The organism is Streptomyces sp. NPDC040545, assembly GCF_055595065.1.
This window is the reverse complement of sequence record NZ_JBVIWA010000013.1, coordinates 112587-126346: the sequence shown is the minus strand read 5'-3', so window position 1 is coordinate 126346 and position 13760 is coordinate 112587. Positions and strand designations below refer to the sequence as shown.

Sequence of the window (13760 nt, the reverse complement as noted above, 5' to 3'; positions counted from 1 at the left end):
CGGTCGTCAGTCGAGCCGGGTGACGGCCAGCACTCCGTCGGCGTACTGCTTGCGGATCACCTTCTTGTCGAACTTGCCGACACTGGTCTTCGGCACCGACTCGATGAACGTCCAGCGCTCCGGCAGCTGCCACTTGGCGACGGTCAGGGCGAGGAACTCGCGCAGCCCCGTGTAGTTCACGCTCGCGCCCTCCTTGAGGACGACCGTGGCCAGCGGGCGCTCGCCCCACTTCTCGTCGGGGACGGCGACGACCGCGGCCTCGGCGACTTCGGGGTGCGCCATCAGCGCGTTCTCCAGGTCCACGCTGGAGATCCACTCGCCGCCGGACTTGATGACGTCCTTCGCGCGGTCGGTGAGGGTGAGGAAGCCGTCGGCGCTGATCACGCCGACATCGCCGGTCTTGAGCCAGCCGTCGGCGCTGAACTTGTCCTCGGGCCGGAAGGGTTCGCCGGACGCGCCGCCGTAGTAGGAGGCGGCGATCCAGTTGCCGCGCACCTCCAGCTCGCCCGCCGACTGTCCGTCCCAGGGCAGGAGATCACCGGCGGGGCCGATCAGGCGGGCCTCGACGCCCGCCGGGAAGCGGCCCTGGGTGATCCGGTAGGGCCACTCCTCCTCGGCGCTCAGGCCGGCCGGCGGGTGCGCCATCGTGCCCAGCGGCGAGGTCTCGGTCATGCCCCAGGCGTGGCAGACGCGGACGCCGAGCTTGTCGTACGCCTCCATCAGGGAGGGCGGACAGGCCGCGCCGCCGATGGTGACCTGCTTCATCGAGGTCAGGTCGCGCGGGTTGGCGGTGACCTCGGCCAGCAGTCCCTGCCAGATGGTGGGAACCGCCGCGGCGTGCGTGGGCTTCTCCCGCTCGATCATCTCGGCGAGCGGGGCGGGCTGCAGGAACCGGTCCGGCATCAGCATGTTGATACCGGTCATGAAGGTGGCGTGCGGCAGCCCCCACGCGTTCACGTGGAACTGCGGGACCACGACGAGGGTGGTGTCCCTGTCGGTCAGCCCCATCGACTCGGTCATGTTGACCTGCATCGAGTGCAGGTAGAGCGAGCGGTGGGAGTAGACGACACCCTTGGGGTCCCCGGTGGTGCCGGAGGTGTAGCACATCGCGGCCGCCTGGCGCTCGTCCAGCTCGGGCCATGCGTAGCTGTCGGAGCTGCCCGCGAGGAGCTCCTCGTACTCGTGCACCCGCACGTTCAGGCCTTCGAGCACGGAGCGGTCGCCGATGCCGCTGACCACCACGTGTTCGATGGTCGGCAGGTGCGGCAGCAGCGGCGCGAGCAGGGGCAGCAGCGTGCCGTTGACCAGCACCACCCGGTCGGCGGCGTGGTTGACGATGAAGACCAGCTGCTCAGGGGGGAGCCGGAGGTTGAGAGTGTGCAGGACCGCGCCCATGGAGGGGATCGCGAAGTACGCCTCGACGTGCTCGGCGTTGTTCCACATGAGGGTGGCGACCCGCTCGTCCTGCTGCACTCCGAGCTCGTCGCGCAGGGCGCCGGCGAGACGGGTGGCGCGGTTGCCGATCTCGGCGAAGCTGCGGCGGTGCGGCTCGGCCTCCCCGGTCCAGGTCGTGACCTGGGACTTTCCGTGGATCGTCATCCCGTGTCGGAGTATGCGGGTGACGAGGAGCGGTACGTCCTGCATGGTGCTGAGCAAAGCGTCCTCCCGGTGAGCGCTGCGGCGCTGCGGCGGCTACGGATGCTGCCGATTCTGCGCACGTACCGGTCGGCATGTCACTACCCGGGGGTAGAAACCAGGCCGTGTTTCACGTGAAACATCCCCGGGCGTCCTCACGTTTCACGTGGAACATCCTTCGTCTCAGCGGACCGGCAGCAGCTCCGGGTCCTCGCGGAGCTTGCCCAGCGCGCGGGAGACCGCGCTCTTGACCGTGCCGACCGAGACCCCGAGCAGCTCCGCCGTCTGCGCCTCGCTCAGATCCTCGTAGTACCGCAGGACGACCATGGCCCGCTGCCGGTCGGGCAGCCGGGTCACCGCTCGCCACATCGCGTCGCGCAGGGCCTGCGCCTCGGCGGGGTCGCAGGCCGCAACCGCCTCGGTCTCCGGAAGCTCGTCGCACACGAACTCGTCCACCTTGCGCTTGCGCCACTGGGAGGTCCGGGTGTTGACGAGGGTCCGGCGGACGTAGCCGTCCAGGGCGCGGTGGTCCTCGATCCGGTCCCAGGCCACGTACGTCTTCGCGAGGGCCGTCTGGAGCAGGTCCTCCGCATCGCACGGGTTGGCGGTGAGGGAGCGCGCGGTGCGCATCAGGACCGTGCCGCGGGTCCGGACGTACGCCGAGAACGACGGGTACGGCGTCGGATTCGAGGCGAGCGTGCACACAGGCGTGGTCATGTCTCCACGCTAGGAGCGCCCGCCCTCCCTGGGATCGGCCGCAGGTGCCGATGGTGGATCCACCTCAGGTTGTAGGAACAGGGCGGCCCCTACCCCCTGAAGGTGGAGGGGGCAGGGGCCGCGGGTCCCGGATCTCAGCTGTCGGCACCGAGGATCAGACCGGAGGTCGGAACCCCGGTACCGGCCGTGACGAGAGCGTGCGCCGCCCCCGCGACCTGGTTGACGGAGGTGCCGCGCAGCTGGCGGACGGCCTCGGCGATGCCGTTCATCCCGTGCAGGTATGCCTCTCCGAGCTGGCCGCCGTGCGTGTTGAGCGGCAGCGCGTCCGCGGCCACGAAGTCCGCCGCCTCGCCCGGCGCGCAGAAGCCGAACTCCTCCAGCTGCATCAGGACGAAGGGCGTGAAGTGGTCGTAGAGGATGCCGACGTCGATGTCCGAGGACCTCAGCCCGCTGGTCCGCCACAGCTGGCGGGCGACCACGTCCATCTCCGGCAGCCCGGTGAGGCCGTCACGGTAGAAGGAGGTCATGCCCTCCTGGCGGCGCCCTGCGCCCTGCGCGGCCGCGGTGATCACGGCGGGCGCCTGTCTCAGGTCCCGGGCGCGTTCGGTCGTGGTGACGACGACGGCCTGGCCGCCGTCCGTCTCCTGGCAGCAGTCCAGCAGCCGCAGCGGCTCCACGATCCAGCGCGATGCGGCGTGGTCGGCGAGGGTGATGGGCTTGCCGTGGAAGTAGGCGGCGGGGTTGTTCGCGGCGTGCCGGCGGCCGGTGACCGCGACGTGCCCGAATGCCTCCGGGGTGAGCTGGTAGGTGTGCAGGTAGCGCTGGGCGGTCATGGCCACCCAGGAGGCGGGGGTCAGCAGCCCCCAGGGCAGCGACCAGCCGAGCGCCGCCCCCTCCGCCGAGGGCTCCCGCTGCTGGACCCCGGACCCGAAGCGGCGCCCGGAGCGCTCGTTGAAGGCGCGGTAGCAGACGACGACCTCCGCGACCCCGGTGGCGACGGCGAGGGCGGCCTGCTGGACGGTGGCGCAGGCCGCGCCGCCGCCGTAGTGGATACGGGAGAAGAAGGACAGGTCCCCCATGCCGGCCGCCTGGGCGACGGTGATCTCGGGACTGGTGTCCATGGTGAAGGTGACCATGCCGTCGACATCGGCGGGGGTGAGTCCGGCGTCTTCGAGGGCGGCGTGCACGGCCTCGACGGCGAGCTTGAGCTCGCTGCGGCCGGAGTCCTTGGAGAACTCGGTCGCCCCGATGCCGGCGATGGCGGCGCGGCCGCCGAGCTCGTCGCGGGCGCGGACGCTCATGCCGGCACCTCCGCGGTGACCGTTCCCGTGACGTGGTGGCCGATGCCGTTGGCGCCGACGACCCGGATCTCGATGGTGGTCCCGGGGCCGGTCGTCCCGGAGACGGCGGCCTCGGAGACAGCGGTGACGGTTCCGGTGAGGGTCATCGTGTCGCCCGGGTAGTTGGGGGCGCCGAGGCGGATGGCCACCTTGCGCAGGACGGCGCGCGGGCCGAGGTGGTCGGTGATGTACCGGCCGACCAGGCCGTTCGTGGTCAGGATGTTCATGAAGATGTCCGGGGAGCCCTTCTCCTGCGCGAGCGCCGCGTCATGATGCACGTCCTGGTAGTCGCGGGAGGCGATGGCGCCCGCGACGATCAGCGTGCGGGTGACCGGTATCTCCAGCGGCGGCAGCGTGTCGCCGACGTTCATACCTGCTCTCCCTCGGCGCTCGAAGCACATACGGGGGACGCCGCGATCGAGGCCCCCAGCTCGGCCAGCAGCTCGCTGCCGCAGCCCAGGTAGGCGTCCAGTTGGCGTCCCCACAGGAAGTGCCGGTGGACGGGGTGGTCCAGGTCGGCGCCCATGCCGCCGTGCAGGTGCTGGCCCGCGTGCACGACCCTCTTGCCCGCCTCCGAGGCCCACCAGGCAGCCGTCAGGGCGTGCTCGTGTGCCGGCAGACCCTGGTCGATGCGCCAGGCCGCCTCGTACGTGGTGACCCGGATCGCCTCGGTGTCCATGTACGCGTCGGCCGCGCGCAGCATGACCCCCTGGTTGGTGGAGAGCGGCCTGCCGAACTGCTCCCGGGTGGAGGTGTATTCCACCGCGCGGGCGAGAGAGCCCGCGCAGACGCCGGCCTGGAGCCCGGCGAAGGCGGTGCGGGCGGCGGCGAGTGTGTTCTCGTACGCGCCGTCGGAGCCGAGGCGCTCTCCCTCGGCCGCGGTCAGCGTCAGCCGGCCCGCCGACCAGGGGGCGGTGGTCTCCACCGGGGAGGTCCGCACACCGGGCGCGCCGGTCCGTACGAGCCACAGCGCCCGGTCCGCGTCCGGGACCAGTACGTGCGTGGCGTCGCGCAGCCACGGCACGGCGGGGGCGGTCCCGGTGAGCCGGCCGCCCTCGGCGGTGATCCGGCCGCGCGCCGGGAACGCCCCGGTGGCCACGGCCTCGCCCGCGCCGAGGGCGGGCAGCAGGCGGGCGCGCTGGTCGGGGCTGCCGTGGGCGGCCACGGGGAGGATCCCGTACACGCAGGTGGCGGCGTACGGGACCTGCGCGGTGGTGCGGCCCTGTTCCTCCAGCAGCAGGACCAGACCGAGCAGGCCGACCTCCTCGACCGCGGCGATCAGTCCGGCCGTGGTGAGGGCCTTCCACAGCTCGGCGTCGCTGCCGGTGCCGGCTGCGGCGAGGCGCTCGTGGGTGGCGAGATCGGAGAGGATCCGGGCGGCGAGTCCGGCCGCGGCGGCCTGCTCCTCGGTGGGGTGGAAGTCCATCAGCCCTCGCTCCCGCGGAAGACGGGGAGTTCGAGGCCGGCGTCGACGCGCAGGAACTCCAGCTGGACGGGGAGGCCGATGCGCACCTTGTCGTAGGGCACGCCGGTGATGTTGCTGATCATCCGGACTCCTTCGGCGAGCTCGACGAGGGCGACCGCGTAGGGCGGGTCGAAGGCCGGGAAGGGCGGGTGGTGCATGACGACGTAGCTGAACACCGTACCGGCGCCGGTGGCCTCGACCGTGTCCCAGTCGGGGCTCGCGCAGGCGTTGCAGCCGGGGAGCCACGGGAAGCGGAGGGTGGCGCAGGAGGTGCAGCGCTGGATCAGCAGCTTGTGGTCGCGCACGCCGTCCCAGAATCCCTGGTTGTCGCGGTTGATCACCGGGCGGGGGCGCTGCGACGGGGGCCGCTGTGCCGGGGGCCGCTTCACCGGACCGGCGGCGGGAGCGTACTTGAGGATGCGGAAGCGGTGGGTGCCGGCGAGCTCCCCGTCCGCCTGGACGTCCATGCGGGTGGTCACGAAGTGGCCGGTGCCCAGCTTGGTCGTCTTGCGGGGCGACACGGTCTCGATGACGGCGTCGAAGGTGATCGCGGCACCGGGGCGCAGGGGGCGGTGGTACTCCTGCTCGCAGTCGGTGGCGACCACGGAGGTGAAGCCGGCGCCGTCGAGGAACGTGAGGAGCTCGTCGTAGGCGGAGGAGCGGTCCGCGTGGCCGGAGAGACCGCCCATGGTCCAGGCCTGGAGCATGGTGGGCGGCGCGATGGCGTCTGGGCCGGTGTAGGCGGGGTTGGCATCGCCCATCGCCTCGCACCAGTGGCGGATCATCGGCTCGTTGATCACGTCCTTGCCCCGGCCCGCGGTGGCGGCCGGCTGCCCCTCGAAGGCCGCCAGCAGGGTGTGGAACCGGGCTGCCTCCTCGGCCTCGGCCGCGACCCCGGCCGCGTCCACGTCGTCCACGTCCGCGTCCGCCGTCATCGCTTCCTCCCCTTCATGCCGAGCCGCATCATGGCGACGATCTCCCGCTGGACCTCGCTGACCCCGCCGCCGAACGTGTTGATCTGGGCGGCCCGGTTCATCCGTTCGAGCTCGCCGCCCGCGAAGGCCGCGGGCCCGCGGATCAGCGCCTCCTCGCCCACCACCTCCTGGCACATCCGGTACACCTCGACGGTGGACTCGGTGCCGAGGAACTTCACCCCGCTGGCGTCACCGGGGGCCAGGGCGCCGCTGCCCACGTCCTGGACGAGACGCCAGTTGAGGAGGCGTACGGCGGCCAGGCGTGCATGCGCCTCGGCGAGCCGGGACTGCACCCAGGGGAGGTCGGCGGGCCGGTCGCCGGTGACCGGGTCGGGGGCGCGGGCGTGGTCGAGCGCGTACGCGTAGAAGTCCTCGGCCTGCATGCCGATGGCGGCGAGTGCGACGCGCTCGTGGTTGAGCTGGTTGGTGATCAGGCCCCAGCCGCCGTGCTCGGGGCCGACGAGATGGCCGGCGGGCACGCGGACGCGGTCGTAGTACGTGGCCGTGGTGGTGAGCCCGCCGACGGTGTCGATGGGGGTCCAGGAGAAACCCGGGGTGTCGGTGGGCACCAGGATGATCGAGATGCCCTTGTGCTTGGGGGCCGCGGGATCCGTGCGGCAGGCGAGCCAGATCCAGTCCGCGTTCTGGGCGTTGGAGGTGAAGATCTTCTGCCCGTCGATCAGCCAGTCGGATCCGTCGCGGACCGCGCGCGTGCGCAGGGCGGCGAGGTCGGTGCCGGCCTCGGGTTCGGAGTAGCCGATGGCGAAGACGATGTCGCCCGCGAGGATCCGGGGGAGGAAATAGTCCTTCTGCTCGTCGGTCCCGTACTTCATCAGGGTCGGGCCCACGGTGTTCAGCGTGACCATGGAGACGGGGGCGCCGGCCCGGTAGGCCTCGTCGAAGAAGACGAACTGCTCGTCGGCGCCGCGGCCCTGGCCGCCGTACTCGACGGGCCAGCCGAGGCCGAGGAGCCCGTCGGTGCCTATGCGGCGCAGGAGTTCGCGCTGGCGGCCCGGGTCGTCGGGGAGGCCGTCCGGCAGCAGGTCCTTGAAGTACGCGCGCAGTTCGGCGCGGAGCCGCAACTGGCCTTCGGTCGGAGCGAGGTGCACGGCGCTGGCCTCCCGGCATCACATCATCGAGGGAACCTGACTGTCCGTCACATTCACCCGCGATGTCAAGGTCGGAGGGACATGCGCGAGGGCGCCCGCGCTACCGGACCCCAGCCGGTCCGGTCGCACGGGCGGCCTCAAGGATCTGAGCGGCTCAGGCCGCGGCTACCACCAGGGGGTAGAAGCTGACCGCGACGGTCGAATTCGACTGGTCGATCGCGGTGAGGGCCGAGCCGTTCACCTGAGCGGTGTTGTTCTGGTTGGACGCGCCGGAACCGGTGGCCACCTGCTGCGACGTGGACGAGTTGCCGTTGTTGTCGCCGCCCACGCCGCTGCCGATGACGCTGGCGACGCTCGCATTCGATCCGTCGTTCGCGAAGGAGCCGTTGTCGGCCGACGCCCCGCCGAAGAGAGCGACGGCGAGGGGAAGCGCGGCGACGGCAGCGATGACGCGGGCGGTACGGATGCTTGCCAGGTCTTTATCCTCCAGAAAACCGAAGTGGGACTTGGTCCAAGGCAGTTGGCCGGCCGCCTCGGTCGTTCGTTCCGCGTGGTGACGACGTCGCGAGACCAGAGTTGCCCATCGAATCCCCGGCGAACCACCCCGGAGTCCCCGATTCCCCCTCAAATATGACCGACATCGGATCAACCTCATTCACGCCCCCGAAGCCCCAGTTCAGCACCCTGGAAGCAGCTGAACCCCACGCCACACAAGGGATGAAGCGTTCCCCCAAACCGCCTGTCCCGGACATGTCGAAAAGGGCCGCGCCGTCCGGGAACCCCACCGTCTCCCGGGCCTGCGGCCCTGCAATGCCAAGCTTCACGCCCCCTGCGCGTCCCGGCGCAAGCCGGGGTGTTCCATCCGTGCCCTGCCCTGGGGGCACCCACGTAGCGCGATCCACGGTCACGACCGACCGGGCTCCAGCGCCTGTTACCGGGCCTGCTGCTCTCGTTCCTGCTGGTCCGCGCGCTGGTCCTCGTACTGGTCCTCGCGCTGGTCCTCGTACTGCTGCTCCGACGACCGCCCTGACTGCCGCTTTCGGACTGCGGGACGACGGGACTACGGGACTACGGAACTACAGGGCTACGCGGCGAGGGCGAGCGCGTCCCGGGCGGCACCGGTGGCGACCGCGGGTACTGCGGATTCCGCAGCGGGCGCCGCGACTGCGGCGGCAGGTACTGCGGTGTGCGCTGCGGCGGGTGCGGCGGCCGAGGTCAGCGTCCGGGAAGCGGTCCCGGAACCGGCACCCATGGCCGCTGCGGTGGTGGAACGCCGTACGGAAGGGGTCTTGCCGTGCGCCTCGGCGTGGATCCGCTGCTTGATGGTCGGCGGCAGCGAACCGCCCCGCATCATCGCCCGCCAGGTCCGCCGGGCCGCGACGGCCGGCCGGCGTACGGCGGTGGCCGCGTTGCCCGCAGCGGCGGGGGCGGGGACGGAGGCGACGGCCGGAGCCGACTTCGCCACGAGGCCGAAGCCGGACAGGATGGCCACCAGGGCAGCGAGGACGGAGGTCCAGATCGACGTGATGATGCTGCGGTGAGTCATGACGGGGTGCCTCGATTCACGATGTTCGGACGGGCGGATCTGAATACATTCGTCATGATGTGGCCGCAACCGCACCATCCCCACGACCCGCGCCGATCTTCCGACAAACACCACTCGGACGGCCCAAGAAGGTGCCCCAAGCCCCCGGCCGCCGTCCCCGGAGCCACCGGAAAACCTGCATCCGGACCCACCCTGACCTGCATATTTGCTTCAGCACGGCGCCGACCGACCGGCAAGCCGGAAATACCGTCGCCCCGCTCTGCCCAGACGGAGAACAATCCCGGGTATGGGGACAGACATACACGGCTTCATCGAGTGCCGCCGGGATCGCCTGCTGGACGAGGACGACCGCAGCTGGGACGGTGCCATCTACCTCGATCACCTCTACAACGGGCGCTCGTACGTCGCCTTCGGGGCCCTGTTCGGCGTCCGCGACACCACGTCATTCCGCCCTCTCGCCGACTACCGCGGCCTGCCCCCTGACGTGTCGCAGGAGACCCTGGCCGGCTTTGAGGCCTGGAGCTCGGACGCAACCGGTGCGTCGTGGATCACCTGGGCGGAGCTGGCGGCAACGGACTGGGACGAGGCAGCGAACGCGGTCGACGAGTGCGTCCACGAGTACCGCCGCAGCCCAGACGGGACCTGGGTGCTGCACGGCCGGAACACCGGCCTCGACCGCTTTGCCGTGCTCGCCGGCGTCACCGATCCGCACGCTCTCTACCGCGCGGGCCGCGCCTACCCGGAGGGCACCGAGTGGCCCGACGGCGATCGTCTCTTCCGCATCGGGCGCCTCCGACGGAAGCACGCCGTGCCTGACAGCGACTGGGGTGCTGTGTGGTCGGTCATGCGGACCTTGGCGGGCCTGCACGGCGACGAGGGCGTCCGCCTGGTCGCCTGGTTCGACGGCTGACTCCGCCACAGCTGGGCCCGATGGCCGGCTTCGCATGCAGAAGGGGTGCCACCGGATGGTTGGCACCCCTTCTGAGCTGGGCCTCGGCCCGCTTGGCGGTGGGTGTGGGATTTGAACCCACGGTGACTCGCGCCACGACGGTTTTCAAGACCGTTCCCTTAGGCCGCTCGGGCAACCCACCTGGCCGGTACAGAGTACCGGCCAGGTGGGGGTGGCGGGAGCGGCATAAGAGGTCAGGAGGTCTGGGCCTTGTCGTAGGCCGCCTTCGCCTCGTTGCCGAAGTACGGGCCGTACATCCGGTTCGGCAGGAAGGTGTAGCCGAAGCTGTTCACCGAGACCTGGGTGCCCAGGCCCGTGGCCTCGTTGAAGTCCTGGAACCAGGGGCCGCCGCTGGAACCGCCGGTCATGTTGCAGCCCAGGCCGTGGTCCTTGGTCAGCAGGAAGTCCTTGCCGCTGTTGCCGCTGCAGTAGACCAGTTTGGTGCCGTCGTACGGAGCCGCCGCGGGGAAGCCGAAGGAGTACATCTTCTTGTTGTAGCCGCCGTTAAAGGCGATGCCCTGGGCCCCGACGGCCTGGCTGAGGGTCTGTCCGTTCAGCGGGGCGACGACGGCGAGGCCGACGTCCATGTTCATGTCCTCGCTCGCGGCCCACTGGTCGGTGGCGAAGGTCTTGGTGGCCGACCACTGGCCGTAGGGGGCGGAGCCGTTGTTGTACGCGGGTACGAAGACCCAGTTCGTGTGCCAGGCTCCCTGGTACTTCACGCAGTGACCGGCCGTGATGACGGTGCTGCCGTTGGCGCTGGTGACCGAGTCGCCGGAGCAGGATGCGGTCCGGTCGCCCATCGTGAAGAAGACTCGCCCCGAGGTCTTCACCACGGCGCCGCCGCCCATCCAGGCGCCGCCCGCCTGCGGGAACGCCGTGGGGGACGCCGCCGCCGTCGGGGCGATGGTCGTGGGGGCCGCCGATGTGGCGACCGGGGTGCGGGCCACGCCGGGCACCGCCGTCACGTCGAGCGGGGTGGCGCCGCGCATCCGCTCGGCGGTCCAGAAGCCGTGGGTGTGCTGTTGCCGGAAGGACGCGGGGGCATCCGCGGCGATCGAGGGGGTGGCTGCCGTCAGGGCGCCCGCGACGAGGGCGCCGGCCGCGAGCAGGACGGACAAGGCCGTGCGATGACGATTCACGCATGACTCCTTCTGCCGTGCCCGGGCCGGGTGGCGAAGCCGGGCAGGGTGGGGGTGAAGAGCGGTCGGTGCGGATCGGCTGTGCGCGGTTCGTGGTGCGTGCTGCGTGGTGCATTCGTGCGTCGTGCGGATTACCGGGCAGAGTGGCACGGGCGCGTCGCAATGTCAGCGGGCGGTCAGAACGTTCGGTCGGTTTCGGCCAGGAAATGGCCAACTCCCCGCCGTTGCACCGCCGTACGGCGGGGCAACGGCGTCATGCGGTGAGCATCACGCCCACGTACGAAACCCCCGCCACGACCACCCACGCCCCCAGCCCCAGTGCCGCGGCCCGCCCGCCGGTCCGGGCCAGCGTCGGCAGGTGCACCGCGCTCCCCAGGCCGAACAGGGCCGCCGCCAGCAGCGCCTCCTGCGCGCTGTGCGCCCACTCCAGCGCCACGTCGGGCAGCACCCCGGTGGCACGCAGCGCGGCCGCGGCCAGGAACCCGAGGACGAACAGCGGCACCGGCGCCGGCCGGCGGCCCGAGGCGGTGCGCACCCCGCGGCGCCGGGCTCGTACCGAGAAGGCCACGGCCGCCACCAGCGGGGCGAGCAGCGCCACGCGCATCAGCTTGACGAGGACCGCCTCGCCCAGGGCGGCGGGGCCCGCGGTCTGCGCGGTCGCCACGACCTGGCCGACGTCGTGTACCCCCGCGCCGACCCACCGCCCGAAGGCGGGGTCGGAGAGCCCCAACGGCCCCTGAAGGAGCGGGAGTATCCCTATGGCGAGGGTCCCGCAGAGGGTGACCAGTGCCACGGAGGCGGCCACGTCCTCCTCGTCACTGCCGGACACCTCGCTCACCGCTCCGATCGCCGAGGCACCGCAGATCGAGTACCCGGTGGCGATCAGCAGCGGCTGGTCGCCCGGTAGTCCCAGCCGGCGGCCCAGCCAGAGGGTGCCGAGGAAGGTGGCCCCGACCACGCCGACCACCATGGCCACGGTGGCCCAGCCCAGCCGGAGCACCTGGTCCAGCCCCAGGCCGAGGCCCAGCAGGACAATGCCCATCCGCATGAGCCGGCGGCCGGCCAGGGAGAGTCCCGGGCGCGCGGCCGCGCGTACGAACGTGCGCAGGCGCGGCAGGTGCGCCACCGCGATGCCCAGCACCACCGATGCGGTCAGCATCGGCACGGCGGGCGCGAGGCGGTGGATGCACCAGGCCGTCAGCGCGCCGCCCGCAGCCATCGCCAACCCGGGCCACGGAGTGGGTGTTTCACGTGAAGCATGCCGGACCGCCGTGCCCTGAGGGCGGTGGAGGAGGGCCATCAGTCGACGGGAAGCGTGTAGACGCGACGGATGCTGGTGCCCAGCCGGGAGACGTCGGCGCCGTACACGTGCACCGATATCGCCTTGTTCGTGCAGGAGTTGCGCACCTTGTGGATGTCGCCGGGCGGGGCGAACCCGCAGACCTCGCCCTGGGCGTTGACCACGTCCTCGGTGGCCACCAGCCGGGCGGGGCCCGCGCCCGGCGCGAGCCGGAAGCGGCGTTCGCTCTCCTCACCCTGGTGCACCCCGGCCACGCACCAGGACACGTGGTCGTGGATGCAGGTCTCCTGCCCGGGCAGCCACACCAGTGCCACCACGGAGAAGCTGCCGTCGGACTCGGCGTGCAGGATGTGCTGGCGGTACCGCTCCGGGTCACCTTCGCGCTGCGCCGGGGTCAGCAGGTCGGGCGCGCCCAGGTGCGGGGCGAGCCGTTCGCCCACCAGGTACGCGGTCAGGTCGGGAGCCAGCCCCCGCTCCACGACCGTACGGATCTCACTGACGAGGGCGGCCATCCTCGTGGTGGTACGGGCCGGCGTGGTGGTGGTCATATCGGCAGCGTGCTGCCGACTTTCCATCACGTCCAACGACAGTTATGACCTGAAATCCCAAGCAGTGCTTATGGGTTGGTCAGCAGCCGACCCGGTTCGCCGCCACCTGTTTCAGCGCGTCGAGCACCACTGCCGTCGCCGGGATCCGCAGGTGATCGCGGTAGACGTACGCGGCGATGTGCCGGCGCGCGGCGGGCTGGAGGGCCCGCCCGCAGACCCGGCTCAGCGAGAGGGAGGGCAGCACCAGCGCGGGCATCATCGCCACACCCAGTCCCTGTGCGACCAGGCTCTGCACGACCAGGTTGTCGTCGGTGGCGAAGCGGATGTCGGGCACGAAGCCCAGCTCCGCGCACTCGTGCAGCAGGTTCGCCCGGCAGCGCGGGCAGCCCGCGATCCACCGTTCCTCGGCGAGGTCGGCCAGGTGCACGGCGCGGCGGCGGGCCAGCGGATGCCCGGTCGGGAGCAGCACCGTCAGCTGGTCCTCCAGCAGCCTGACCTCGGCGACCTCCTCCGGGATCTCCTCGTGCAGGCCGGGATAGGTGAAGGCCAGGGTGATGTCGCACTCCCCGCGCTCCAGCCGGCGCAGCGAATCGGGCGGCTCGCCCTCCAGCAGTTCCACCTGTATGCCTGGATGGTCCTTGGCCAGGCCGCTCAGGGCCTCGGGGACGAGGGTGACATTGGCGCTGGGGAAGCCGCAGAGCCTGACCCGGCCGGTACGCAGCCGGGCGTACGCCCTCAGCTGGGCCTCGGCGGCGGAGAGGTTGCCGAGGATGGTCTCGGCGTGCCGGGACAGGGACTCCCCGGCCTCGGTGAGCTGCATCTTGCGGCCCACGCGGGTGAACAGCGGGGTGCCGACGGCGCGTTCGAGCGCCTTCATCTGCTGGGTGATGGCGGGCTGGGTGTACCCCAGCACGCGGGCGGCGGCCGAGTACGACCCGGAGGCGACCACCGCGTGAAAGGTCCGTATGTGCCGAGAATCGAACACCAGCGAAGCATAAGCGGACGTTGGAGGGGCCGTAGGCGGAATCCCGCCTA

General features: G+C 71.4%; 14 protein-coding genes and 1 tRNA gene. 1 reads left to right on the top strand and 14 read right to left on the bottom strand.

What is annotated here, in order from left to right; genetic code table 11:
* Window positions 1-6: 6 nt before the first annotated feature.
* The 9 genes from ACZ573_RS24025 to ACZ573_RS23985 all read right to left on the bottom strand — a co-directional run bounded on the left by ACZ573_RS24025 (window position 7) and on the right by ACZ573_RS23985 (window position 8786).
* The gene (locus tag ACZ573_RS24025) at window positions 7-1656 is read right to left on the bottom strand and encodes a long-chain fatty acid--CoA ligase (RefSeq protein WP_471307328.1); all 1650 of its coding nucleotides are present in this window, start codon (window positions 1654-1656) and stop codon (window positions 7-9) included.
* A 162-nt stretch (window positions 1657-1818) separates the two neighbouring features.
* Window positions 1819-2352: a SigE family RNA polymerase sigma factor gene (locus tag ACZ573_RS24020; protein WP_471307326.1), complete on the bottom strand. Its 534-nt coding sequence runs from the start codon at window positions 2350-2352 to the stop codon at window positions 1819-1821.
* A gap of 134 nt (window positions 2353-2486) precedes the next feature.
* Window positions 2487-3653, bottom strand: coding sequence for a lipid-transfer protein (locus ACZ573_RS24015; protein ID WP_471307323.1), 1167 nt, complete (start codon window positions 3651-3653; stop codon window positions 2487-2489).
* Complete coding sequence (locus tag ACZ573_RS24010; protein WP_471307321.1) at window positions 3650-4063, bottom strand: MaoC family dehydratase; 414 nt, start codon at window positions 4061-4063, stop codon at window positions 3650-3652. The genes ACZ573_RS24015 and ACZ573_RS24010 overlap by 4 nt, the downstream gene beginning before the upstream one ends.
* Window positions 4060-5118, bottom strand: a complete 1059-nt coding sequence (locus ACZ573_RS24005; RefSeq protein ID WP_471307319.1) for an acyl-CoA dehydrogenase family protein — start codon at window positions 5116-5118, stop codon at window positions 4060-4062. Before ACZ573_RS24005 ends, ACZ573_RS24010 begins: the two co-directional genes overlap by 4 nt.
* Complete coding sequence (locus tag ACZ573_RS24000) at window positions 5118-6092, bottom strand: bifunctional MaoC family dehydratase N-terminal/OB-fold nucleic acid binding domain-containing protein (RefSeq protein ID WP_471307317.1); 975 nt, start codon at window positions 6090-6092, stop codon at window positions 5118-5120. The genes ACZ573_RS24005 and ACZ573_RS24000 overlap by 1 nt, the downstream gene beginning before the upstream one ends.
* The gene (locus ACZ573_RS23995; protein WP_471307313.1) at window positions 6089-7240 is read right to left on the bottom strand and encodes an acyl-CoA dehydrogenase family protein; all 1152 of its coding nucleotides are present in this window, start codon (window positions 7238-7240) and stop codon (window positions 6089-6091) included. The genes ACZ573_RS24000 and ACZ573_RS23995 overlap by 4 nt, the downstream gene beginning before the upstream one ends.
* A gap of 154 nt (window positions 7241-7394) precedes the next feature.
* The gene (locus ACZ573_RS23990) at window positions 7395-7715 is read right to left on the bottom strand and encodes a hypothetical protein (RefSeq protein WP_471307493.1); all 321 of its coding nucleotides are present in this window, start codon (window positions 7713-7715) and stop codon (window positions 7395-7397) included.
* A gap of 609 nt (window positions 7716-8324) precedes the next feature.
* Window positions 8325-8786, bottom strand: coding sequence for a DUF6344 domain-containing protein (locus ACZ573_RS23985; protein WP_471307312.1), 462 nt, complete (start codon window positions 8784-8786; stop codon window positions 8325-8327).
* Window positions 8787-9072: 286 nt separating this feature from the next.
* On the opposite strand from ACZ573_RS23985, the gene ACZ573_RS23980 reads away from it, so the two are divergent.
* Window positions 9073-9696, top strand: coding sequence for a hypothetical protein (locus tag ACZ573_RS23980; RefSeq protein ID WP_471307309.1), 624 nt, complete (start codon window positions 9073-9075; stop codon window positions 9694-9696).
* A gap of 93 nt (window positions 9697-9789) precedes the next feature.
* On the opposite strand, the gene ACZ573_RS23975 is transcribed toward ACZ573_RS23980, so the two are convergent.
* From ACZ573_RS23975 to ACZ573_RS23955, 5 genes are all read right to left on the bottom strand, one after another.
* Window positions 9790-9877 (bottom strand) — tRNA-Ser (locus tag ACZ573_RS23975).
* Window positions 9878-9929: 52 nt separating this feature from the next.
* On the bottom strand, window positions 9930-10877 hold the full coding sequence (locus tag ACZ573_RS23970) for a trypsin-like serine peptidase (RefSeq protein ID WP_471307305.1): 948 nt from the start codon (window positions 10875-10877) through the stop codon (window positions 9930-9932).
* 253 nt (window positions 10878-11130) lie between these two features.
* Complete coding sequence (locus ACZ573_RS23965; RefSeq protein ID WP_471307303.1) at window positions 11131-12177, bottom strand: YeiH family protein; 1047 nt, start codon at window positions 12175-12177, stop codon at window positions 11131-11133.
* On the bottom strand, window positions 12177-12725 hold the full coding sequence (locus ACZ573_RS23960; RefSeq protein ID WP_471307299.1) for a cysteine dioxygenase family protein: 549 nt from the start codon (window positions 12723-12725) through the stop codon (window positions 12177-12179). Before ACZ573_RS23960 ends, ACZ573_RS23965 begins: the two co-directional genes overlap by 1 nt.
* 79 nt (window positions 12726-12804) lie before the next feature.
* Window positions 12805-13710, bottom strand: a complete 906-nt coding sequence (locus tag ACZ573_RS23955; protein ID WP_471307298.1) for a LysR family transcriptional regulator — start codon at window positions 13708-13710, stop codon at window positions 12805-12807.
* Window positions 13711-13760 lie beyond the last annotated feature (50 nt).